Annotated in this window: 24 protein-coding genes and 1 tRNA gene; 19 read left to right on the forward strand and 6 right to left on the reverse strand. The window is 49.9% G+C overall.

Annotated elements, in window-relative coordinates:
* The first annotated feature begins 43 nt into the window (after positions 1-43).
* The 8 genes from rpmI (at position 44) to AC07N2_RS12925 (ending at position 6,331) form a co-directional block, all read left to right on the forward strand.
* The gene (gene rpmI / locus AC07N2_RS12890) at positions 44-241 is read left to right on the forward strand and encodes a 50S ribosomal protein L35 (RefSeq protein WP_076591540.1); all 198 of its coding nucleotides are present in this window, start codon (positions 44-46) and stop codon (positions 239-241) included.
* A 26-nt stretch (positions 242-267) separates the two neighbouring features.
* Entirely contained in the window at positions 268-627 is a 360-nt protein-coding gene (gene rplT / locus AC07N2_RS12895; protein ID WP_011871280.1) for a 50S ribosomal protein L20, read from the forward strand.
* 142 nt (positions 628-769) lie between these two features.
* Positions 770-1,786, forward strand: coding sequence for a phenylalanine--tRNA ligase subunit alpha (gene pheS / locus AC07N2_RS12900; protein ID WP_494778606.1), 1,017 nt, complete (start codon positions 770-772; stop codon positions 1,784-1,786).
* 88 nt (positions 1,787-1,874) lie between these two features.
* Positions 1,875-4,304 (forward strand): phenylalanine--tRNA ligase subunit beta, encoded by a 2,430-nt coding sequence (gene pheT / locus AC07N2_RS12905; protein WP_494778607.1) that lies wholly within the window; start codon positions 1,875-1,877, stop codon positions 4,302-4,304.
* 79 nt (positions 4,305-4,383) lie between these two features.
* The gene (locus AC07N2_RS12910) at positions 4,384-4,737 is read left to right on the forward strand and encodes an integration host factor subunit alpha (RefSeq protein WP_456237242.1); all 354 of its coding nucleotides are present in this window, start codon (positions 4,384-4,386) and stop codon (positions 4,735-4,737) included.
* Positions 4,738-4,742: 5 nt separating this feature from the next.
* The gene (locus tag AC07N2_RS12915; RefSeq protein WP_494778608.1) at positions 4,743-5,129 is read left to right on the forward strand and encodes a MerR family transcriptional regulator; all 387 of its coding nucleotides are present in this window, start codon (positions 4,743-4,745) and stop codon (positions 5,127-5,129) included.
* Positions 5,130-5,206: 77 nt separating this feature from the next.
* A tRNA-Pro gene (locus AC07N2_RS12920) sits at positions 5,207-5,283 on the forward strand.
* Between the two features lie 211 nt (positions 5,284-5,494).
* Positions 5,495-6,331, forward strand: a complete 837-nt coding sequence (locus tag AC07N2_RS12925; RefSeq protein ID WP_494778609.1) for a prolipoprotein diacylglyceryl transferase family protein — start codon at positions 5,495-5,497, stop codon at positions 6,329-6,331.
* A gap of 41 nt (positions 6,332-6,372) precedes the next feature.
* On the opposite strand, the gene AC07N2_RS12930 is transcribed toward AC07N2_RS12925, so the two are convergent.
* Positions 6,373-8,070, reverse strand: a complete 1,698-nt coding sequence (locus AC07N2_RS12930; protein ID WP_494778610.1) for a methyl-accepting chemotaxis protein — start codon at positions 8,068-8,070, stop codon at positions 6,373-6,375.
* 363 nt (positions 8,071-8,433) lie between these two features.
* On the opposite strand from AC07N2_RS12930, the gene AC07N2_RS12935 reads away from it, so the two are divergent.
* The 5 genes from AC07N2_RS12935 (at position 8,434) to AC07N2_RS12955 (ending at position 11,930) form a co-directional block, all read left to right on the forward strand.
* The gene (locus AC07N2_RS12935) at positions 8,434-8,721 is read left to right on the forward strand and encodes a hypothetical protein (RefSeq protein ID WP_494778611.1); all 288 of its coding nucleotides are present in this window, start codon (positions 8,434-8,436) and stop codon (positions 8,719-8,721) included.
* Positions 8,721-9,446, forward strand: a complete 726-nt coding sequence (modA, locus tag AC07N2_RS12940) for a molybdate ABC transporter substrate-binding protein (RefSeq protein WP_494778612.1) — start codon at positions 8,721-8,723, stop codon at positions 9,444-9,446. The genes AC07N2_RS12935 and modA overlap by 1 nt, the downstream gene beginning before the upstream one ends.
* 96 nt (positions 9,447-9,542) lie before the next feature.
* Positions 9,543-10,007, forward strand: a complete 465-nt coding sequence (locus tag AC07N2_RS12945; protein ID WP_494778613.1) for a nitrate reductase associated protein — start codon at positions 9,543-9,545, stop codon at positions 10,005-10,007.
* A gap of 328 nt (positions 10,008-10,335) precedes the next feature.
* Positions 10,336-11,469, forward strand: a complete 1,134-nt coding sequence (locus AC07N2_RS12950; protein WP_494778614.1) for a M14 family metallopeptidase — start codon at positions 10,336-10,338, stop codon at positions 11,467-11,469.
* Complete coding sequence (locus AC07N2_RS12955; protein WP_494778615.1) at positions 11,466-11,930, forward strand: CYTH domain-containing protein; 465 nt, start codon at positions 11,466-11,468, stop codon at positions 11,928-11,930. The genes AC07N2_RS12950 and AC07N2_RS12955 overlap by 4 nt, the downstream gene beginning before the upstream one ends.
* A gap of 28 nt (positions 11,931-11,958) precedes the next feature.
* Here AC07N2_RS12955 and AC07N2_RS12960 read toward each other — a convergent pair whose 3' ends face one another.
* From AC07N2_RS12960 to AC07N2_RS12980, 5 genes are all read right to left on the reverse strand, one after another.
* Positions 11,959-13,209, reverse strand: a complete 1,251-nt coding sequence (locus AC07N2_RS12960) for a DUF2863 family protein (RefSeq protein WP_494778616.1) — start codon at positions 13,207-13,209, stop codon at positions 11,959-11,961.
* A 183-nt stretch (positions 13,210-13,392) separates the two neighbouring features.
* Positions 13,393-16,116 carry an aconitate hydratase AcnA gene (acnA, locus tag AC07N2_RS12965; protein ID WP_494778617.1) on the reverse strand — a complete coding sequence of 908 codons (2,724 nt, stop codon included), beginning with the start codon at positions 16,114-16,116 and terminating at the stop codon, positions 13,393-13,395.
* An 89-nt stretch (positions 16,117-16,205) separates the two neighbouring features.
* Positions 16,206-16,700, reverse strand: a complete 495-nt coding sequence (locus AC07N2_RS12970; RefSeq protein WP_494778618.1) for a hypothetical protein — start codon at positions 16,698-16,700, stop codon at positions 16,206-16,208.
* 57 nt (positions 16,701-16,757) lie between these two features.
* Positions 16,758-17,729: an HpcH/HpaI aldolase/citrate lyase family protein gene (locus AC07N2_RS12975; protein WP_494778619.1), complete on the reverse strand. Its 972-nt coding sequence runs from the start codon at positions 17,727-17,729 to the stop codon at positions 16,758-16,760.
* An 88-nt stretch (positions 17,730-17,817) separates the two neighbouring features.
* A complete protein-coding gene (locus AC07N2_RS12980) occupies positions 17,818-18,807 on the reverse strand; it encodes a malate dehydrogenase (RefSeq protein WP_076591526.1) in 990 nt (329 codons plus the stop codon).
* Between the two features lie 284 nt (positions 18,808-19,091).
* On the opposite strand from AC07N2_RS12980, the gene AC07N2_RS12985 reads away from it, so the two are divergent.
* The 6 genes from AC07N2_RS12985 (at position 19,092) to AC07N2_RS13010 (ending at position 23,696) form a co-directional block, all read left to right on the forward strand.
* Complete coding sequence (locus AC07N2_RS12985) at positions 19,092-19,880, forward strand: GntR family transcriptional regulator (protein ID WP_494778620.1); 789 nt, start codon at positions 19,092-19,094, stop codon at positions 19,878-19,880.
* A 167-nt stretch (positions 19,881-20,047) separates the two neighbouring features.
* Positions 20,048-20,458, forward strand: a complete 411-nt coding sequence (gene sdhC, locus AC07N2_RS12990; RefSeq protein ID WP_076591524.1) for a succinate dehydrogenase, cytochrome b556 subunit — start codon at positions 20,048-20,050, stop codon at positions 20,456-20,458.
* Complete coding sequence (gene sdhD / locus AC07N2_RS12995) at positions 20,458-20,823, forward strand: succinate dehydrogenase, hydrophobic membrane anchor protein (RefSeq protein WP_494778621.1); 366 nt, start codon at positions 20,458-20,460, stop codon at positions 20,821-20,823. The genes sdhC and sdhD overlap by 1 nt, the downstream gene beginning before the upstream one ends.
* A 1-nt stretch (position 20,824) precedes the next feature.
* The gene (gene sdhA, locus AC07N2_RS13000; protein WP_494778622.1) at positions 20,825-22,603 is read left to right on the forward strand and encodes a succinate dehydrogenase flavoprotein subunit; all 1,779 of its coding nucleotides are present in this window, start codon (positions 20,825-20,827) and stop codon (positions 22,601-22,603) included.
* 11 nt (positions 22,604-22,614) lie between these two features.
* Positions 22,615-23,325: a succinate dehydrogenase iron-sulfur subunit gene (locus AC07N2_RS13005; RefSeq protein WP_076591521.1), complete on the forward strand. Its 711-nt coding sequence runs from the start codon at positions 22,615-22,617 to the stop codon at positions 23,323-23,325.
* A 101-nt stretch (positions 23,326-23,426) separates the two neighbouring features.
* Entirely contained in the window at positions 23,427-23,696 is a 270-nt protein-coding gene (locus tag AC07N2_RS13010; protein ID WP_076591520.1) for a succinate dehydrogenase assembly factor 2, read from the forward strand.
* Positions 23,697-23,741: the final 45 nt, after the last annotated feature.

Consider the following 23,741-nt stretch of genomic DNA (forward strand, 5'->3'; position numbering starts at 1 on the left):
ATCATGTTAAAAATGGAGCTGTCCCCAAAGGACAGATAGTGTCATGCCTAAAATGAAAACGAAAAGCAGCGCCAAAAAGCGCTTTCGTGTACGTCCAGGTGGAACCGTTAAACGCGGTCAAGCTTTCAAACGTCACATTCTGACCAAGAAAACTACCAAAAACAAACGTCAATTGCGCGGCTCTGTAGGTGTTCATGACACCAACATGAATTCCGTTCGTGCAATGATGCCGAACGCTTAACCTCACTCAATTAATCAGGAGCAATCATGCCTAGAGTAAAACGTGGGGTCACAGCACGGGCCCGTCATAAAAAAGTCCTCGATCAAGCTAAAGGCTATCGTGGTCGTCGCAGCAAGGTTTATCGTATTGCCAAGCAAGCAGTTATGCGCGCTGGCCAATATGCATACCGCGATCGTCGTAACAAGAAACGTGTTTTCCGCGCACTGTGGATCACCCGTATCAATGCAGCATCGCGTGAACATGGTCTGACATACAGCGTGTTCATGAATGGTCTGAAACGCGCATCCATCGAACTGGACCGTAAAGTCCTGGCCGATATGGCTGTGATGGACAAGCCAGCATTCGCGGCAATCGTGAATCAGGTGAAAACTACCATCGCTGCTTAAGTTGTGATCGTATGCACTGTCTTCGGACGGTGCAGCAATATCCGAGAGCGGGGCAGGGTTTATACCTATGTCCCGTTTTTATTTTTGCACAGCCTTTTGGGCTTCTTTTTCGGCTTCCTTGTTAAGGACGAAAACATACCGCATGAATCCCCTAGAACAACTTGTCATTCAAGCCCAGACCGATTTCGCCGCCGCAGATGATGCCGCCGCGCTGGAAAACGCGAAAGCGAAGTACCTCGGTAAAACAGGACAGATCACCGAACAAATGAAGAGCCTGGGTAAGCTTGCGCCGGATGAGCGCAAAGCACAGGGCGCTGTCATTAATTCTGCCAAAGAAAAAATCGAAGCTGCGCTGACCGCACGTCGTGATGCATTGTCGAATGCACAGATGGAAGCGCGTCTGAACGCAGAAGCGATCGACATTACATTGCCAGGCCGCGGTCGTGGTACCGGTGGCATACACCCAGTGATGCGCACATGGCAGCGCGTCGAAGAAATTTTCGGTTCGATTGGCTTCGATGTTGCCGACGGCCCGGAAATTGAAAATGACTGGACCAATTTCACCGCATTGAACAGCCCGGAGAATCATCCAGCGCGTTCGATGCAAGATACTTTCTACATCGACGGCAACGATACGCAAGGCAAGCCATTGCTGCTGCGTACGCACACCAGTCCGATGCAAGTGCGTTATGCGCGCATGAATAAACCACCGATCCGCGTGATTGCGCCGGGCCGTACTTATCGCGTCGATAGTGATGCAACGCACTCACCGATGTTTCATCAGGTTGAAGGTTTGTGGATTGATGAAAACATCAGCTTCGCCGATCTGAAAGGCGTCTACCTCAATTTCGTCAAAGCCTTCTTCGAAACCGACGATTTGCAAGTGCGTTTCCGCCCATCGTATTTCCCGTTCACGGAACCGTCGGCCGAGATTGATATTGCTTTCGGTAGCGGCCCATTGAAAGGTCGCTGGCTGGAAGTCTCTGGCGCTGGTCAAGTGCATCCGACCGTGTTACGTAATATGGGTATCGATCCTGAGCAATACATCGGCTTCGCGTTTGGCTCCGGTCTGGAACGCTTGACGATGCTGCGTTACGGCATCAACGATCTGCGCCTGTTTTATGAAGGCGATTTGCGGTTTCTCAAACAATTCAACTAAAAGCAGTGACAAGCCGGAGCGCGCTTATAGAGCGCCTGCTCTGATTCTTTCTGTATTTTTGTGACGTCTGTGGCAAAAGGTTTTAATCATGCAATTTTCCGAAAGCTGGCTCCGTACGATGGTCGATCCGAATATGACTTCGGACGAATTGGCACACTTGTTGACGATGTCTGGCCTCGAGGTCGAAGAGGTTGAGCCGGTCGCGCCACCATTCTCGAATGTGGTGGTGGCAGAAGTACTGGAAGTCGCCAAACATCCAAACGCTGATCGTTTGAATGTGTGTCAGGTCAATGTTGGTACCGGCACCATGCTCAACATCGTCTGTGGTGCGCCTAATGTGCGCGTCGGCATGAAGGTTGTCTGTGCAATGGCAGGTGCAATCTTGCCGCCAGGTGAAGACGGCAAACCGTTCGAAATCAAAGTCGGCGCATTGCGCGGTGTGGAATCGCAAGGCATGTTGTGTTCGGCAAAAGAATTGAAATTGTCGGACGAGCAGGGCGGCTTGATGGATTTGCCCGCCGACGCACCGATCGGTCAAAATTTCCGTGATTACTATCAACTGAACGATCTGAAGTTCACGATCAAGCTGACGCCGAACAAGGCGGATTGTCTGTCGGTATTGGGTGTTGCGCGTGAAGTATCCGCGTTGACCGGTACGCCATTGAAAGCACCGACCTATCAGATAGTTCCGGCAACGATTACTGACGTATTGCCAGTGACGGTTTCTGCTCCTGATTTATGCGGTCGTTTCTCCGGCCGTATCATTCGTGGTTTGAACGCTAAAGCACAAACACCAGACTGGATGAAGCAGCGTCTGGAACGTAGTGGTCAACGTCCGATTTCGGCACTGGTTGATATTTCCAATTACGTGATGCTGGAACTCGGTCGTCCTACGCATGTGTTCGATCTGAGCAAAATCCACGGCGGCTTGGATATTCGTTGGGGCAAAGCCGGTGAATCGTTGAAACTGTTGAACGGTAATACCGTTGCCGTCGATGAGTGGATAGGTGTGATCGCTGACGAAAAAGAAATCGAATCGCTGGCCGGCATCATGGGTGGTGATGCAAGTGCTGTATCGCTGGAGACGCAAGACATCTACCTCGAAGCAGCATTCTGGTATCCAAATGCGATTCAAGGTCGTGGCCGTCGCTTTAACTTCTCTACCGATGCAGCGCATCGTTTTGAACGTGGCGTTGATTTCGCGACGACGGTTGAACACATGGAACGCATCACGGCATTGATCGTTGAAATTTGCGGCCAGAAAGATCAAACAGCTGTTGGCCCTATCGATGATCACATCGTCAATTTGCCTAAGCGCGAACCTGTCAGTGTGCGTACTGCACGCGCAGTCAAAGTCATCGGTGTGCCGCTGACGGATGAACTGATTGCAGATATCTTTACGCGACTCGGCTTGAGCTTCACGCAAAAAGACAGCGTGTTCTCGGTGACGCCGCCATCGTATCGCTTCGATATCGAGATTGAAGAAGATCTGATCGAAGAGATTGCGCGCGTCTATGGTTTTGAAAATATTCCAGCCTTGCCGCCAGTCGCTGCGAGTGCAATGCGCATTCGTCCAGAGAATACTCGCTCCTTGTTTACTGTTCGTCGCCAGTTGGCCGATGCTGATTATCAGGAAGTAGTTAACTTCAGTTTTGTCGAGCAAACATGGGAAGCCGATTTTGCCGGCAATACCAATCCGATCAAATTGTTGAATCCGATCGCTAGTCAGATGAGTGTTATGCGTTCATCGATGATCGGTAGTTTGATCGCGAATGTGCGCTACAACCTGAATCGCAAAGTCAGCCGTATTCGTTTGTTTGAAATTGGTGCTGTGTATCTGCGCAACAATGAAAAACAAGATGGTCCATTATCGGTTGCCGGTTACGATCAGCCTAAACGCGTTGCTGCGATGGCCTACGGTTCGATTGCTGAAGAGCAATGGGGACAAGCATCACGCAATGTTGATTACTTCGATGTCAAAGCTGATCTGGAAGCATTGTTTGCACCGAAGAAGCTGACCTTTACCAAAGTCGAGCATCCAGCATTGCATCCAGGACGCTCCGCTAGCGTTTTGCTTGAAGGCAAAGTAGTCGGCTTTATTGGCGAATTGCATCCACGTTGGCAGCAAAAATACGATCTGCCGCTAGCGCCTGTTTTGTTCGAGGTTGATGCAGATGCCTTGCAGCAAGTGGACATACCTTCTTATAAAGAGATTTCCAAGTTCCCGGCAGTAACACGGGATCTGGCTTTGGTCGTCAAACAAACAGTCTCCATGCAGGATTTGATGGATAGCTTTGTTGCTGAAAAGCAAGCTAATCCAGTTTGTCATATTCTGCAAGTGGTTGTTTTATTTGATGAATATCGTGGAAAGGGATTGGAGTCGGATGAAAAAAGCCTTGCTTTCCGCTTCACCTTACAAGATACTCAATTAACCCTGCAAGATGATTTGGTCGATGCCGCAATGGCTGCATTTGTTGCTGCCGCCAGTACAAAGCATGGGGCTAAATTGCGTGCATAAAGAGGCAGGGAATAATAATATGAACGACGTGAATTCAGCCGAACTCCAATCAGTATTAGCTGCCGATCTCAACCGCGCGATGTTAGAGGCGCAGGTGCGTTCGCAAGCTGAAAAAGACTTGCCAACTTTGACCAAGGCTGAGTTGGCTGAGTTGCTGTTTGAGCAAGTTGGTTTGAACAAACGCGAAGCCAAAGATATGGTCGAGACGTTTTTCGATGAAATTCGTAACGCACTGGAACGTGGCGAAGCGGTCAAATTGTCCGGATTCGGCAATTTCCAGTTGCGTGACAAACCGCAGCGTCCGGGACGTAATCCAAAGACCGGGGAAGAAATTCCAATCACGGCGCGTCGCGTCGTCACCTTCCATGCGAGCCAAAAGCTTAAGGGCATGGTAGAGGATTCCAGCCAAAAACCGCTCGCGCATACAGCCTGAATTAAATGAACGAACGGATCCAGAAACCAGAATTGGTTGCATTGCCACCGATTCCCGCAAAACGTTATTTCACCATTGGTGAAGTCAGCGAATTGTGTGGCGTGAAGCCGCACGTCCTGCGTTATTGGGAGCAGGAATTTACGCAGTTGAAACCAGTGAAGCGTCGCGGTAACCGCCGCTACTATCAGCATCATGAAGTGCTGCTGATTCGTCGTATTCGTGAACTGCTGTACGAACAAGGCTTCACCATCAGTGGCGCACGCAATAAGTTGGATAGCCGTATTCTGGATGCACACTTGGACGATGATGCTCCACCTGCTGTAGTAGCCGACTCCGGTCAGTTATCAGCCATCCGCAATGAGTTGATCGAGATTTTGGCGCTGCTGAAATAAGTACTGCGTTAGTGCAAGAATTTCACGCTGGTACATGACGAAAATATATTGCTGCTCTGGTATAATTTTTCGCTTGTCGGGGCGTAGCGCAGCCTGGTAGCGTACTTGCATGGGGTGCAAGGGGTCGAGTGTTCGAATCACTCCGTCCCGACCAATAAAATTAAAAACAAAAAGGCCAATCACTAGATTGGCCTTTTTGTTTTTAAAGATCTAATAATCCTTACTGCGTCCTTAGGTGCATTCCAAAGTAACACTTACAGCAAGACTGAGGGTTGCATCCATCCGTTGAGTCTAGCGTGAGTAACTTTCTCATCCTCCGACCTAGTACAAAGCTTTTTTCAGTTCATTAGACAGGATGGCAATCGATGACATCATCTTTACAAATCGGCCCGCTCGCGATTCCGTACTCACTCATTTTGATTGCAGCAGCAGTCTTCTTCGGAAACGTCATTGCGAAGCGTGTGGATAAGGGTACTGAAAAGACGATCGAGAATCATTTTTTTAAGATTCTTATTGTCGCGGTATTGGCGGCTCGTATTGCATTTGTCATTCAGTACAGATCGGCTTATTTCTCCAGTCCATTAGACATTCTTGATATACGAGATGGCGGTTGGAACGTGCAGGCGGGTGTTGTAGCTGCATGGGCATACGCGCTTCTATTGATTAAGGGGAAAACTTATTTAAGGAAGCCGCTACTCCTCGTGATGCTCGGTTCCAGTTTGCTGTGGATAGCTGGAACTGTCGCCTTGGCAATGTTGACCAAGGATGCGCTTCCTATTCCTGATTTGAAACTTAATTCAATGAATGGCGATGAAGTTTATCTGGCAAGGTTTAAGGGCAAGCCTACGGTTATCAATTTTTGGGCAACCTGGTGTCCACCTTGTCAGAGGGAGATGCCAGTTCTTGAGAAGGCACAGCAACAGAATCCGGGTGTTAATTTTGTGTTTATTAACCAGGGTGAGTCGCAGTTACAGGTAGAGCAGTTCCTGACATCAAATCACCTAACGATGAGAAATGTACTCATGGATACATCGGGTGTCGCTGGGAAGGAATTTGGAGTTAAAGGGATGCCTTCAACATATTTTTTTGATGCAAGCGGTAATTTAATGGACTCTCGCATTGGAGAGGTATCCGATGCAAGTTTGCTGGAAAAGCTGCAGAAAATAAATCCGCAGTTGCATCCTCCCAAGGAGAGTCCATAATTTCTAATAGCCGCATTGATCCAATCAATCAGTTGACTCGATTAAGATCTTCTCGCGGAAATGCGCGCAACTCGTGGCTGCTTAGCCTCCGCACGATCTGCAACTCGCAACGGCGTTCTAGTTGCTGGCGGTGATGCAATCGTCACAACTGCTGCTGGTTGCGCAAGCTCTACCGAACTGGAACGGTAACCGATGCGGAAGCCACCCCAGTGTTTTCCATCCACATAAATAGGCACGGATAAATCGTGCATGACTTCGCCGGTATCCCGCTTATACGTCTGCAATAAGAACGGCTTGGTATTGGAGCCGCAGCGCTTGCCGGTGCGATCGGTGAAGATGCGTTTGGTGCGGTTATTCACCAGATCGACATCGTAGTCGCCGGTCAGTGGCTTGGAAAATTTTCTGTTATGGGTCGGGAAGTAGCCGTTGTCATCGACGGCTCCAGCATAAGCGAGTTGCGGCATTGCTTGCAGTAGTGGTTCCTGTACCTCTGGTAAAACGCGATCGGTGAAAGCATCGAATTGAGTCGTGTGCTTGGGTGGCGATGTATTCGGTAATGGCTGATACTGCCGGTCAAACAGAGCTTCGCGAGTGATGCGTCCGTTAGCGATGGCTTGCTCGAAGATGGTTCCAATCTGACGCGCCGCCTCGCTTGCAACCAGTCGAATCTGATCGTGCTGGGTAGCTGCTCCGCTTTCGGCTATCGCGTCGTAGATTACTTCGGCGCGCTCCGACAAGGCCATTGCAGATGCCGCAACGCGTGGCAATTCTGTATCTGTCGCCAACATGCCGTCTCGGATTTTCAGGATAGCAGCGGCAATTTTATGGGTGGTTTCCACATGCTCACGCGAGGCTTGTGCAATTTGCTGTATCTCTTCTTCGGAGCTGCCAGCGGCACGCTCGATATTGCCGAGAAATCCATGCACCCGTTCTACGTTCTGTGAAGCTTCCATCACCTTGCTACTGAGCGCATGCATACCAGCGGTGGCTCGTTCTGCCTCGACATTGATGGCACTTACCATGGAGCCGATATCATCAGTTGCTTCCTTGGTCCGTTGCGCCAGTTGCCGCACTTCGCCAGCAACTACCGCAAAACCGCGCCCATGTTCACCGGCACGAGCCGCTTCGATGGCTGCATTGAGTGCCAGCAAATTGGTGCGGGCAGCAATTTCACTGATGACTTCAGTGATGCCATGAATGCTACGTGATTTGTCCTGCAGTACACGCATCATTTCCGACGCTGCTTGTGCATCATCGCGCGCCTTGCTGATCTGTTCCAGTCCCAGATTGACCTCAGCGCGGCCAGCGACACTTTCCGTACGCACTTCGGCCGCAACTTGGGAGGCACGTTCAGCATTGGCGGCAATTTGCTCAGTGGTGCTGGCATTTTGCTCTGAACCTGCAACGATGCCATTGGCCGCCTGCACATCCTGCGCAATTTTATTCTTGATCGAATCGACGAAAAAAGAAGTCTCGGCAGCACCGATCATGATGTGATCGATTTCGCTGCCTACCTTGTTAACAAAGTCCAGACTCTTGCCGCCGCCGCGATGATGCAGCAACTCGAGCAAACTAGCGCTGACCAGCGCTGCTATCAACAGCAGCCAGGGCAATGCCAATGTGCTGTCGGTCAGTTGCCAGGTGCCGAGCGCTAATCCGACACCCACAGCAACTGCTGTCAACAGCGTCGCGGCCCGTGTTAGCCACCGGGGAAAACTTTTGTTTTTATTCCTGAACATATCGCGGTCTCCACGCAAATGATCTGTCGTGCCTTGATTTTTTTGCTTGGCAGGATGCAGATTGGACTTAAAAAACGACAAGTTTCAATGCCACTGAGGCTTTTAGACGAGGGCGACATTCCTAGCTTCTTCTTGTGGCAGACGTGTAATTCTTGTTTTATGCAACTTGATACTACTCACACTAACTTACGCCGAGCTTATGCCGAAGTGCGTTAGATGTAAGCAGGAACAGGAATTTTCTAACTCTAAAACTCACTACGATATGGTGTGAAAATGAAAACATTCAATTTTCACAAACTAGGACTCAGCCAAAATTTGGCTCTATTTAGGCGATCTGATCCGTAGTGGGACAAGGTGATCGGTATGTACGAATTCCTGCACGCAGATCAATTAAATCAAAGAGTTAGGGATTTTGGGAGGCAGGTTGGCGATGTGGCGAAGATTCGTGCAGGTGCATTCATATCAGGTATGCGGATGGTACCTATATGCAAAGATACGCATATTGGAGATGTTTGCAATGATGCGTACTATGGCAGGCAAGTTGGCCATGCACTCGCTGCTTTGATGAAAACCTTTGTCAAAATGTTCACAATAAGAATGATCATGGTGATTCAATTCACTCCTTTATGGCGCAGGCAGAAACTTCACTGATGATCAATCCTCCATTACTGTTGGCCGCCGGTAGCTTGCGCACTGTGATGGATGAAATCATCATCGCTTATCAGGCGCAGGGTGGTGCTGTTTTTAAGGCGAAGTACGGTCCGTCGGGGAAGTTGAAGCAAGAGATAGCAGCGGGTGCCAAAGTGGATGTATTCGCTTCAGCATCGACTGATCATACTGAAGCACTGGCGCAGCAAAAGCTGCTTGCGGCATCAACGGTATTTACACATAACGAGCTGTGCGTGCTTGCGCGGCCGCAACTAGATGTGCGTGAAGATAATCTGTTGGAATTGCTGACGGATCCGACGGTACGGGTGGCGACTTCTACGCCGTTAAGTGATCCTATGGGTGATTACACTTGGCAGTTCTTTCAGAATGCAGATAAAAAGCAGCCAGGGTTTTATCAAACACTCAGTGCCAAGGCTTTGAAATTATCCGGTGCAAGCATGCCGGTAGCTGGCGAGAAGCTGCCTTACATTACTGCTTTTGAAGACGATAAAGCCGATGTCTACATCATGTATCGCACCAATGCTCTTGTAACGAAGCAAACCTTGCCGGAGTTGAATGTGGTGCGGATACCGGATGACTTGAATGTGCGCAGTGCTTACGGAATTGCAGCGGCTTCGCAATCTGAAGAGGGCAAGCGTTTTGTGCATTTTGTTCTGTCATCGGCAGGGCAGGAGATTTTGCAAAGACATGGCTTTAACGAGCAATGAACGATAACGGTTTTAGAAGAAAAGAATGAAGAACAGTACGACTCAAGATGTAGTCAGTCGAGCAGATACATTTGTTATTGGCGGCATCGTTTAATCATGCAGGGACTTTTTGACTTCGAACAAGATGGACGCTATCCATTGCGTCGTATTCCCATGGTCATGCGCTTCAATTTGGATGCATGCGGAATTAGAATTTCTCTCACAGCATGGATCACCTTGAGTCGTGACGAGCGCGAATTACTGGTGACCTTGCCATGCTCGTCTGACGCTGAACAGCGTGTCTATCGTGAGCGTTTGACTGCGATGCTGGCACCGCATGCCGATAATCCAGATGCAGCAATTGAGTCTGTAGAAATTGATACATCTCCTGCCTGGAGAAATACGCAGCTGATTCCACCAGCTGTCATTGCCAGCCTTACTGAACTTGCTCTGCCACTACCTACAGTTGCACAGTGGCGTTCTCTGAGTGATCTGCAACGATTCGCATTGATCAAGCTAACGCGTTCTGGTCACAAGAATGCGAATCTCCTGCCAGCGATGAAAGAGTTTGGTTTGATCTGACGTTTATTCAGAGCGAATATCATCCCTATATTTAACGAGAAGAATTCTTGCACTGAATATATTGTCTCCATGGAGTAATTGCACTACCGCTTGTCCTACGTGACAATCAGACGTGTCCGATATCTATATCCGTTGAGTATCTATAACATTCGTTGCAATTACCGGAGCCGGCGGTTCGAAAATATACCGGCACCAATTCTCCGCAATATCTAGTTGAGTCGCATAGTCTGCTTCTTAACTTTCTCAAAAAATCCAATACCACATCAACAATCAACGGCTTTACGCTATCCTGTTGGCCATGATCAAGCCAACCATTCGGAAACAAGTGATGACTATCAAAATCAGTTCCCATTTCGATGCCGGAGCAATCGATGTGCTGCGCGCCGAGTCGGCGCAATCTATCGAGCTTAATTTGCGCAAGGATTCCAATGCAGATATTGCGCAGTGGTTTTATTTCCGTCTGCAAGGCACGCGTGGAGAGCGCTGTACATTGCGTTTTCTGAATGCAGGCGATGCTACTTATCCGGATGGCTGGAAAAATTATCAGGCTGTTGCCAGTTACGATCGCAAGAATTGGTTTCGTGTTGCGACGGCCTTCGATGGCAAGGTCATGACGATTGCACATACGCCGCAATTCGACAGCGTGTATTACGCCTACTTCGAGCCATATCCATGGGAGCGTCATCTGGATTTACTGGCGCGTGCACAAATGTCTGCACTAGTACGTGTGGAGGATTTGGGCAGTACCGTTGAAGGTCGCGATATGAATGTGCTGGTGATCGGTGATCCATCAGCATCGAAAAAAATATGGGTGATCGCACGTCAACATCCAGGTGAAACGATGGCGGAATGGTTTGCGGAAGGTATGGTAGATGCTTTACTTGATCAGTCAAATGCGCTTGCGCAAAAACTATTGAAACATGCTGTGTTCTATATCGTTCCGAATATGAATCCGGACGGTGCGATACATGGAAATTTGCGCACCAATGCAGCAGGTGCCAATCTGAATCGCGAGTGGATGACGCCAACACTGGAAAGCAGCCCAGAGGTATTTCATGTCAAAAATAAAATTCATGAAACCGGTTGCGATCTGTTCCTCGACATACACGGTGATGAAGGCTTGCCTTATGTCTTCGTGGCCGGGAGTGAAATGCTGGAAGGTTTTTCGCCACAACAAGCCAGCGAGCAGGAAAATTTCATCGAGCAATTTTTGCGTGCCAGTGAAGACTTTCAAACCGAGGTTGGTTATAGCGCAGGGAAGTATCGTGCGGATATGCTGAAGCTAGCTTCCAAATACATAGGCCATACATTCAAATGCGTTTCTTTGACGCTGGAGATGCCATTCAAGGACAACGCACGCTTACCAGAACCGAAAGTCGGCTGGAATGGTGCGCGCAGTGCGAATCTGGGTAAAGAAATACTGTCACCGATTCTGGATCATCTTGAGCGTGGTGCAAGATGAGCGTCGAGATAGAACGTAAATTTTTAGTTCGGGGTACGGACTGGAAAAAATTGGGGCAGGCTGTTGCAATACGCCAGGGTTATCTTTCGTCAGATCGTGATCGTATCGTGCGTGTGCGTATCGAAGATACATCGGCAACCTTGACGATCAAGGGACGCATGGTCGGCATCACGCGCGGCGAATGGGAATATTCGATTCCCATTGATGAGGCCGATGAGTTGCTGAATGGTTTATGCGAACGACCGTTAATCGAGAAAACACGGACACGCATTGTTCACGATGGTCTGGTGTGGGAAGTGGATGAATTTTTTGGCGATAACCAAGGTCTGGTTGTGGCCGAGATCGAGCTGGAAAGTGAAGGGCAGGTCTTCAGCCAGCCGGATTGGGTCGCCGAAGAAGTGACGGACGACCCGCGCTATTTCAATGCCAATTTATTGCGCCACCCATTTACTGCTTGGTAAGTTTGGTTTAATAGATGGCGCGCTGATCTTAGTGCAGATGTGTTGATCCTGCAGGCGCGCCTTCTGGCATTTCTGCATGGACCAATTCTGCGCTCATATCAGCGTAGAGTGGCGAGCCACAATCGTCGCAAAACTCCATTGCAAAACATTCCGTGTGGCGTTTGACATTCACGATGCCGCATTCTTCCAGCAGGGCGAGAATTTCTTCAATTGGCGACTTGCGTTCGATGTCAGCAGAGATCACCGGATCTGTTGATGTTTCGACGCTGCGATACTGCAGCTCTGCATCATCTTCTTCGCCATACAGTGGCCACACGATGCCATAAACCACATCAGTATCTTTTTCCAGCGTAAAGCCGATACGATATTCATCGACGCGGCCGTCTGTGGATTCTTCACCAAAGCTACCGATAATCGCCTGCAATGCACTGGGCTCTACGTTCAGCGTATGTGTCAGGTAATGCACCGCTGCACGTATCGATGCCGGACGGATTTGCTTGTCGCCTTCGCGACAGGCGACGAAGTAGGCTTCTGGCAGCAATAACTCAATACCGCAGCCTGGCAACAAGCGCGCGATATTTGGCATGGCTTGCGCATTCCATTGCGCCAATGCTTCATCACGTTCTGCCAGATTAGCCGACGCTTGCCAGCGGAATAGCGGTTCGCCTGCGACGGCAGTGACAACGGCCAGCAGATAGCGTGTATCGGCGAGAAAGGGCGCTGTTTCGGGCGCTTGTGTAGGTTGCTTCAGTGCGGCGCCTTTTAGTGCCGCTTGCGCCATGCGGTGCGTGAATGCAAAAGTTTCTGCATGATTGCGTGGCAATTGATCGATTGAAAATAATGCAGATGCCATGACCATCTTGGTATCGGTGGCCAACATGTGTGCATGTAAATGGGCGGACAGAGTCGTGGTCACATCTGTCGGTATTGCACCGGACGCAATGGAAAATCGTGTCCACGCCAATATCGGCATGGCAATCAGCAGTGCATCGTAAAGTACGCCATCCTGTTCAATCTGACAGGATTCGCTGGCGGCTTCCGCGCATTCCATCAAGGCGTCGTAGGCAGCAGATTCCTGTTTGAACAAATGATCGAGTGCAGCATCGATGGTGTCTTGGTGATCATTTTTTAACAGCTTGCGCAGCAATGTATCCAATTGCCGTTCCCAGTTACGTTCTTCCAGGCGGCTCGCGGCTTGAATGATGGCTTGGGCGAGCGTTGCCAATCGTTGGCTGTCGACAGACAGTTTCTGGCTAGTATTTTTGGACGGACGACGCATGAATGAATAATCTGCAGAAGGAAGATGAACTTGTATTGTAGTGGATTACACCGACACCAAGTGCTTGCATGCGACTTTGGACATGAAGCGTGTAGATATCGTCCACACATTAAAAAAGCCGCATGAATGATTCATGCGGCTTTTTGCATTCCATGCGCAGAAAGCGCATGAAATAAAGTCAGCTTACGCAGCCAGCAATTGGCGAAGAACGAATGGCAGAATGCCGCCGTGCTTGTAGTAATCGACTTCGATCGGTGTATCGATGCGCAACAGCACTTTCACTTCTTGCGCTTCGCCATTGGCACGATGGATCACCAGCGTCACTTCTTGTTGTGGGCGCAGATTGCCTTCGAGACCTTTCAGGTCGAAGGTTTCCTTGCCTGTGATGCCAAGTGTGGTGACGCTGTCGTTACCGAGGAATTGCAATGGCAATACACCCATGCCGACCAGATTCGAGCGATGGATACGTTCGTACGAACGTGCGATCACAGCTTTAACGCCCAACAGTTGTGTACCTTTGGCCGCCCAGTCACGCGACGAACCTGTGCCGTACTCTTCGCCAGCGAAGACCATGGTAGGCGTACCGTCATTGACGTAACGCATTGCTGCGTCGTAAATCGACATTTCTTCACCGCTAGGTTGGTGCAGAGTGATGCCACCTTCAACACGCGAACCGTCTGGTTTGACTGGAATCATCAAGTTCTTGATACGCACGTTGGCGAAGGTGCCGCGCATCATGATTTCGTGATTGCCGCGACGTGAGCCGTAGGAGTTGAAATCGGCTTTCATCACGCCTTTTTCGCTCAGGTATTTACCAGCTGGGCTGGTGTCCTTGATCGAACCGGCAGGCGAGATGTGATCGGTAGTGATCGAATCGCCAAAGACGCCCAATGCGCGTGCAGCAGTGATACCGGTTGCAGCCGCTTTTGGCTCCATCGTGAAGTCGTTGAAGAACGGTGGTTCAGCGATGTAGGTCGATGTTGGCCAGTCGTAGACTTGACCTTCAGCGACGCCCTTGATGCCTTCCCACAGCTTGCCTGGTGCAGTTTTGACTTGTGCGTAGTTGTCTTTGAAGACTTTGGCATTCATCGCAAACTTCATCAGCTTGGCTACTTCCTGGCTGGTTGGCCAGATATCGCCCAGATAAATGTCACGCATCTTGCCATCAGCACCTTTGCCGCGACCGACTGGCTCAGTCATCAGATCGCGTGTCATGTTGCCGGCGATCGCGTAAGCGACAACCAACGGTGGCGAGGCGAGGAAGTTGGAGCGAATGTTCGGATGAATACGCGCTTCAAAGTTACGGTTACCGGACAATACGGCCGATGCCACGATGTCGTGCTGCACAATCGCTTCGTTCATCGCTGGTGTCAGGTCGCCAGCATTGCCGATACAGGTTGTGCAACCGTAAGCGGTAACGCCGAAGCCGAGTTTTTCCAGGTACGGCAGCAAGCCGGCAGCTTGCAGATATTCCGTCACAACACGTGAGCCAGGCGCGAGCGAGGTCTTGATGTGTGGCGATACTTTCAAACCTGCTTCGACTGCTTTCTTCGCCAACAGACCTGCAGTCAGCAAGACGCTTGGGTTTGATGTGTTGGTGCAGGAAGTGATGGCTGCGATTAGCACATCGCCGTTTTTGACTTTAACGCCGTCGCTGTTGGTATAGACCGCATCCAGATCTTCGATCTTTTTGTTGAAACCGTTTTCCGACGTTGGTTTGGCAAACAGATCTGCGAAGTTTTGTTTGACGTGACCGATTTCGATACGATCTTGTGGACGCTTAGGACCAGCCAATGATGGTGCAACGGAACCGAGGTCCAGCGCGACGACATGGGTGTAATCGATTTCGCCGGATTTTGGTACGCCGTACAGGTTTTGTGCTTTGAAATAGGACTCGAACGCGTCGATTTCAGCTTTGGTACGACCTGTACCTTTGAAGTAATCAATGGTTGCATCATCGACAGGGAAGAAGCCCATCGTTGCGCCGTATTCTGGAGCCATGTTGGCGATGGTAGCGCGGTCGGTCAACGACAGCGATTCTGTACCTTCGCCGAAGAATTCGACGAATTTTCCGACAACTTTTTCTTTGCGTAGCAATTCAGTGATGGTGAGGACCAGATCGGTCGCAGTCACACCTTCACGCAATTGACCTGTCAAGTTCACACCAACAACGTCAGGTGTCAGGAAATAAACCGGTTGGCCCAACATGCCAGCTTCCGCTTCAATACCGCCGACACCCCAACCGACTACGCCAATGCCATTGATCATGGTGGTGTGCGAATCAGTACCGACCAGTGTGTCTGGGTAGTAAACGTTGTCTTTCTTGTGTACGCCGCGCGCCAGGTATTCTAGATTGACTTGATGCACGATGCCGAAGCCTGGTGGCACAACACCGAAGGTGTCAAATGCCTGCATGCCCCATTTCATGAACTGATAGCGCTCATTGTTGCGCTGGAATTCCAGTTTCATGTTCAGGTCGAGCGCATTCTTTTGACGGAAGTGATCGATTTGAATCGAGTGATCGACGACCAGATCTACTGGCACCAATGGTTCGATGCCTTTTGGGTCCTTGCCCAATTTGCTGGCGACGTTGCGCATGGCAGCCAGATCGGCCAGCAATGGCACACCAGTGAAATCCTGCAGCACAACGCGTGCAACGACGAAAGGAATTTCATCGGTGCGAGTAGCATTTGGCGACCAGTTGGCCAATTGCTTGATGTGTTCCTCGGTAACTTTTTTACCATCGCAATTGCGCAGTACTGATTCCAGCACGATACGGATGGAAACCGGCAAACGGGAAACGTTCACGCCGAGTTTTTTGCCCAACGCAGGCAAGGAGTAGAACTCGCCTTTTTTGGAACCTGAAATATTGAATTCCTTGAGTGTATTCAATGTATTGCGCGACATGATTTCTCCTTAATACTAATAACCGATACGAAATTTAATGCACGATGCCGTCAGATTTCGGCGGCGGCTTGCGGCATCGCTGTAACTATTCAACCTTTTGTGGCTTGTGCTTTTGCTTGTTCTGGATTTCTGCATTCATTGGCCAATTGCTGGCCTTTCTTTGAGTCGAGCAGCATGGCTTTGGATGGAATGTTGATCCATACCAGACCTGCTTTACGATTTTCAAAACGGTTTGCGCCGGTGCTGGTGCCGATGCGGCCTAAACGATGGACTTTGTCTTTCCAGCGGATGGCGATGTGCTTGTCGTCGTTATCGTTGGTGTAGATGGTGACCTTGTTGCCAAGCTCGCAGTTGAAGTTGGTCACAACAGAGCCTTCGATATTGGCTTCGCCAAGATCTTCCTGGTTATCATCATCGGCGACTGCTGCGGCAGCAGGAGCTGCAACGGCTGCTGCTTTCTTGACTGTTTTTTTAACTGGTTTTTTGGTGGTCGTGCTTGAGGTTGCGGCGCTTGCTTGTGCAAAAGCAGGAGCGATTGCCGACGACATGCCGATCATCAGAAATGCGCAGAGTATTTTTTTCATGCCGGAATCTCCAGTAATTGATTCAACTGCAGTAATTTTTCTGCAGAGGAACTGTATTCATAAAATAGTGTGTGCTGATTCAGGCAGCGGTATTCCGCTGGCCTGCGCACGCTGCAATATCGTCCAGTAATAACGGTAACTGGCGCGATCGTGCAGCTTTCCATTGTGTTGTATCGGGCCCCATTGAACGGCTTGTGCTTGCGACAGTATTTCTGCCGCCTCGTTCACTTCGGATAGTCGTGGTGCAAATGATTTCAATATCGGTTTGATCTGGCTCGGATGTATGCTCCACATCCGTGTATAGCCAAATTCAGCTGCGGCGCGATGTGCGTCGCTGGCAACGACGGAGGTGTCGTTGATTTCGGTTGTGACATTGTGCGACGGTGTTTTGCCATGAGCATGGCAGGCGGCTGCGATTTCCAGCTTGGCGCGCACCAATAGTGGATGCGTAAATTGTCCCGGAGTGCGCATGGCATTACCAGGAATGGCACCGTAGTGAGCAGAAACAAAATCCATCACGCCGAAGGACAAGCATTCAACTTGCGGTAAGGCGGCAATGGCAGATGCGTCGGCGAGTGCGCCATGCGTTTCTATCAAGACGTGGACGGGTAAATTGTCACGGCCTTGCTTTTTTGCATGATGATTGATGAGCGTAATCGCGTTTTCCACATCGGCAACACTATCGACTTTAGGCACGACTAAATAGGCTAGTCGTTGCGCTGCGTGTTGCAGAATGATTTCGATGTCCTGCTCGAAGAATTCGCTGGTGACGTCGTGTACACGAGCACCAATTCGGCCGAATAAATTTTCTTCGCCGGCAACGAGTGTGCCGAGCAAATGCGCATGGGCGGCTTCATTGCCATGTGCTGCGCCATCTTCACAATCAAATGTAATGTCGAAGACCGGACCTAGTTCCTGTTGCAGCGCCAGGGATTTGCGCATCAATTTTTCGGAACCGGCATAGTGATCACATACCGGGATAGAAACCGGCGGACATTTGCCTTGAAAGAGGACTTCTGAAGGATGCATGTGTGGTGCGTTAATGACGTAATGGTCAGACTTGCTACGAGAAAAATGGACAAGCGATCCTGCGATCACTTGTCCATCGCTGTGAACATCAGCCTAAGAGATGCTTCACACCTTCACGTTCTTCCATCAATTCCTTCAGGGTCAGATTGATGCGCTCTTGCGAGAATGCATCGATTTCCAGGCCTTGAACGATTTTGTATTCGCCGTTTTCAACAGTGACCGGGAAACCGAAGATGGTGTCTTTCGGAATGCCGTAGGAGCCGTCCGATGGAATACCCATGGTGACCCATTTACCGTTGGTGCCGAGTACCCAATCACGTACGTGATCGATGGCAGCATTGGCAGCCGATGCCGCGGAAGATACGCCGCGTGCGTCGATGATGGCTGCGCCGCGTTTGCCAACTGTAGGCAGGAATACGTCTTTGTTCCAGACTTCGTCGTTGATCGCATCTTTAACCGATTTGCCATCGATCGTTGCGAAGCGATAATCTGGATACATGGTTGGCGAGTGATTGCCCCAGACCGTCAATTTTTCAATTGCGGTGACTGGCTTGCCGGTTTTTGCCGCGATTTGCGACAAGGCACGGTTGTGATCTAGACGCAGCATGGCGGTGAAGTTTTTCGCTGGCAGGTTAGGTGCCGATTTCATCGCAATGTATGCGTTAGTGTTGGCTGGGTTGCCAACCACCAGTACTTTGACGTTGCGCGATGCGACTGCATCCAGCGCTTTGCCTTGTACCGTGAAAATTTGTGCATTTGCTTCCAACAGATCTTTACGTTCCATGCCTGGGCCGCGTGGACGTGCACCTACCAGTAATGCGACGTCGATATCCTTGAACGCTGTCATTGGATCGCTGTGTGCAGTTACGCCAGCCAGCAATGGAAACGCGCAATCGTCGATTTCCATGATCACGCCTTTCAGCGCTTTTTGTGCTTTTTCATCGGCGATTTCCAGCAATTGCAAAATGACAGGCTGGTCTTTACCAAGCAAATCGCCGTTAGCGATGCGGAACAGAAGGGAATAGCCGATCTGGCCGGCGGCGCCGGTAACGGCGACACGCATTGGGGCTTTAGCCATGTTGAATCTCCAAGGTAATGATGAAGTTAAGGTCAGGTATTTGGAAAATATTCCGCGTGGCGCAATGATACAGTTGTATACCTGAGAAGTCAGCGCGGTTATTTAAATGCATTGGTCAATAATTGACCTCGATCCGAATAGCGGAAAGAGGTTAGGGCTGTGTTGATCGCGAGTTTAGGCTTCTGTGATTTGGCTGTCAATATATATCTTATGTCTTATATAAGACATGTTAATTTCCATCTTTTGCTAGACGGCAAAGGTGGTTTTGTGGTGAAATCCACACTATGAGTTCAGCACCTACTTCTTCGCCGAATAAAAATGCAGCCAGCCCTGCTGCTGGCGGGGCTGCGAGTTCTTCCCCAACATTCAGCCCGCTTTATCAGCAAATCAAGGCATTGATACTGCGCAGTCTGCAATCCGGTGAATGGCGTCCTGGCGAGCTTATTCCGAGCGAAATGGACTTGGCAACTCGCTTCAAGGTTAGCCAAGGCACAGTGCGCAAAGCCATTGATGAGCTTTCTGCGGAAAATCTCGTCGTGCGCCGGCAAGGGAAGGGCACATTTGTCGCAACGCATCATGAAGCACGTGCGCAGTTCCGTTTCTTGCGTCTGAAGCCCGACGTTGGCGAACCACTTTATCCCGATAACACCATTATTGATGCCAAGCGCTTGCGTGCGCCTGCAGATATTGCGCGCCAGCTTGATATCAAGGCAGGGGATTCAGTTGTTTTTCTCAAGCGCATGCAGACATTCGATGGTGCACCAACGATTTTAGAAGAGCTTTGGTTGCCGGGATCGATTTTCAAAGGTTTATCGGTTGAGCGCGTATTGCAATACAAAGGGCCTATGTACGCTTTGCTGGAAACTGAGTTCGGTACGCAAATGATACGTGCGGTCGAAAACATCAAGGCCGTGGTTGCCGATCAAGTTGCTGCGGATTTATTGCAATTGCCGGTCAATACGCCTTTACTCAGTGTGACGCGGATTTCATTTAGTTATGGTGATAAGCCGGTCGAGGTGCGACGCTCCTTTTATGTGACAAATAATTATCATTATCGCAATGAGTTGAATTAAGCATGCATCGCAATATGCATTTTTATTCGATTAATTATTAAATAGGTAGATCAGTACGTATGAGTAATACATTATGTTGGTGCACATTATGACAAATAATATGTATTGGTGTGGTGCACCAAAATCGGTGAAAATCAGCGGTTCATCTCGTTTGGGAAAGTCACGCCATGTCTGATTCACTCAAAACAAGCAAGAAGCAGTTCCGTAACATCAACATTACTGACCTCGGTCATTATCGTTTGCCCTTAGCCGGGATTTTGTCGATATTGCACCGCGTCAGTGGCGCCTTGATGTTTGTGTTGCTGCCATTCATTTTGCTTTTGCTCGATAAAAGTTTGTTGTCAGAAACCTCTTTTGAGCATTTCAAGGGCATAGCTTCTCATTGGTTCGTCAAACTGATTATCCTCGCGTTGGCATGGGCTTATCTGCACCATTTCTGTGCGGGTATTCGTCACTTGTTGATGGACGTGCATGTCGGTCTGGATAAAAACACGGCAAAAAAATCGGCTGTCATCGTCTTTGCGTTCAGTCTGCCTTTGACCGCACTCGTCGCACTTAAATTGTTTGGAGCATTCTGATGGCGAATGACAATATCGGACCACATAGACTGGTCGTCGGCGCCCACTACGGTTTAAAAGACTGGTTGGCACAACGCGTAACCGCGATTGTGATGGCATCTTATACGCTGGTTCTGCTGATCGCTTTCTTGACCGCGACTGACTTCAGTTATGAAGGTTGGGCGGGCTTGTTCGCTCAGCAATGGTTCAAGATGTTTTCGTTTGTGACTTTCCTTTCCTTGTTCTATCACGCGTGGGTTGGTATGCGTGATATCTGGATGGATTACATCAAACCGGTTTCTATACGCCTCGCATTGCAGGTTGCCACGATCTTGTGGCTGGTCGCTTGCGCCGGATGGACGGCGCAGATTCTCTGGAGAGCGTAACGTGACAGCAATTAAAAGCAGCATTCCCTCACGCCATTTTGACGCCATCATCGTCGGTGCCGGCGGTTCCGGCATGCGCGCATCGCTACAGCTTGCAGAAGCAGGCTTGAACGTTGCGGTCTTGTCGAAAGTATTCCCAACGCGTTCGCATACTGTTGCCGCTCAAGGCGGGATCGGTGCTTCGCTCGGCAATATGGCGGAAGACAATTGGTATTGGCACATGTTCGATACGGTCAAGGGTTCGGATTACCTCGGTGATCAGGATGCGATCGAGTTCATGTGCCGCGAAGCGCCGAAAGTGGTCTACGAGCTGGAACATTTCGGTATGCCTTTTGACCGTAATTCGGACGGTACGATTTATCAGCGTCCATTCGGCGGTCACACTGCGAACTTCGGTGAAAAGCCAGTACAACGCGCTTGCGCTGCGGCGGATCGTACCGGTCATGCTTTGCTGCATACACTCTACCAACGCAACGTTCGCGCTCGTACCCACTTCTTCGTGGAATGGATGGCGATCGATCTGATGCGCGACGCCGAAGGCGACGTGATCGGTGTCGTGGCGCTGGAAATGGAAACCGGTGAAGTGATGATGCTGGAGGCCAAAACCACTTTGTTTGCAACCGGTGGTGCAGGGCGCATCTGGGCAGCATCGACCAATGCATTTATCAATACCGGTGACGGTATGGGCATGGCGGCACGTGCAGGCTTGCCACTGGAAGATATGGAATTCTGGCAGTTCCACCCAACCGGCGTCGCTGGTGCGGGTGTACTGATTACCGAAGGCGTGCGCGGTGAGGGCGGTATTCTGGTGAATAGCCAGGGTGAGCGTTTCATGGAGCGTTACGCGCCTACGCTGAAAGATCTGGCGCCACGCGATTTCGTTTCGCGCTCTATGGATCAAGAGATCAAAGAAGGTCGCGGTTGCGGTCCTCTTAAAGATCACGTGATGCTGGATTTGCGTCACATTGGCGCAGAAACCATACAAAAACGCCTGCCATCGATTCTGGAAATCGCACACAAATTCGCCAACGTCGATGCGACGCGCGAACCGATTCCAGTCGTACCGACTATCCATTACCAAATGGGTGGCATTCCAACCAATATTCACGGTCAAGTTGTTGAACCGAAGAATGGCAACCCGAATCATGTTGTGAATGGCTTGTACGCGATCGGTGAGTGTGCCTGCGTATCAGTGCATGGCGCGAATCGTTTAGGTACCAACTCATTGCTGGATCTGTTGGTGTTTGGTCGTGCAGCGGGTAATCATATCGTTCAGAGCAATCTGAAAGGCCGCGAACATAAGCCATTGCCAGCCGATGCCGCTGATCTCGCTTTGTCGCGTTTGTCGCACTTGGAAAACAGCACGGGCGGCGAGCGTGTGCAGGATGTCGCTAACGACATTCGCTCGACCATGCAACGTTATTGCGGCGTGTTCCGTACTGATGAATTGCTGCAAACCGGCTACAAGAAAATCATGGAATTGGATGAGCGTCGCAAGCATGTGTCGTTCAAGGACAAATCCCGTGTTTTCAATACCGCACGTATCGAAGCATTGGAACTTGATAACTTGATCGAGACCGCCAAGGCAACCATTACCTCAGCGGCAGCGCGCAAAGAATCGCGTGGTGCACATGCGCATCGTGATTTTGAAAAACGCGATGATGAAAACTGGATGAAACACTCGCTGTTTTATTCCGAAGGCAACCGACTTGATTACAAGCCAGTGGTGACCAAGCCGCTGACAGTTGACACCTTCAAGCCTAAACCACGTACTTTCTAAAAGGTCAGAACATGGCACGGACTCTCAGACTTCAGATTTACCGCTATGATCCTGACAAGGATGCAAAACCGTACATGCAGGACGTGACGGTTGAGTTGCAAGATCATGACAAGATGCTGCTGGACGCTTTGCAGCGTATCAAGGCCGATGTCGATGATTCGCTGGCGCTGCGTCGCTCCTGTCGCGAAGGTGTGTGCGGCTCGGATGCAATGAACATTAACGGCAAGAACGGTTTGGCATGCACGACCAACTTGAATGAGTTGAGCGAGCCTATCGTTTTGCGCCCATTGCCAGGTTTGCCAGTGATTCGCGATCTGATCGTGGACATGACGCAATTCTTCAAACAGTACGACTCGATCAAGCCTTACCTGATTAACGATACAATCCCGCCTGAGAAAGAGCGTTTGCAGACACCTGCAGAGCGCGAAGAACTCGATGGCTTGTATGAGTGTATCCTGTGTGCTTGTTGCTCGACTTCCTGCCCGTCGTTCTGGTGGAACCCTGATAAATTTGTCGGCCCGGCCGGCTTGTTGCAGGCCTATCGTTTTATCGCCGACAGTAGGGATCATGCGACCAGCGATCGACTGGATAATTTGGAAGATCCATACAGATTGTTCAGATGTCATACAATTATGAATTGTGTGGACGTTTGTCCTAAAGGTTTGAACCCGACACGCGCAATCGGAAAAATCAAGGAATTGATGGTCCGTCGCGCTGTATAGTGCGCGGATATTGACGAAACGCATGACGATTTTGTCGTGATGCGTTTCTTCCGCAAGAAGCAATGACGTGGAAAAGCGTTAAACAGGTTGAATAAGAGTCCATGTCCATAACCCATCAAGCTGATCCTGTAAAACGTGCGCGCCTGAGATGGCGTGGTCGTCGCGGTTTGCTGGAAAATGATTTACTTCTGACGCGTTTCCTGGATAAGCATGAGGAAACGCTGACGGATGAAGAGGTCGAAGCCTTTTCGATATTGATGGAGTTGCCAGACAACGATTTACTGAATTTGCTATTGGCACGCAATGAACCGGATGGTGAAGTAGATACACCTCAAGTTCGTGCGCTGTTAAGCAGATTGCGTGCAATTTAAAGCGCACTGCAATACCGATTTTATTTTGCGATTTATTCATAAATC

The organism is Herminiimonas sp. GW821-FHT09C12, assembly GCF_059416385.1.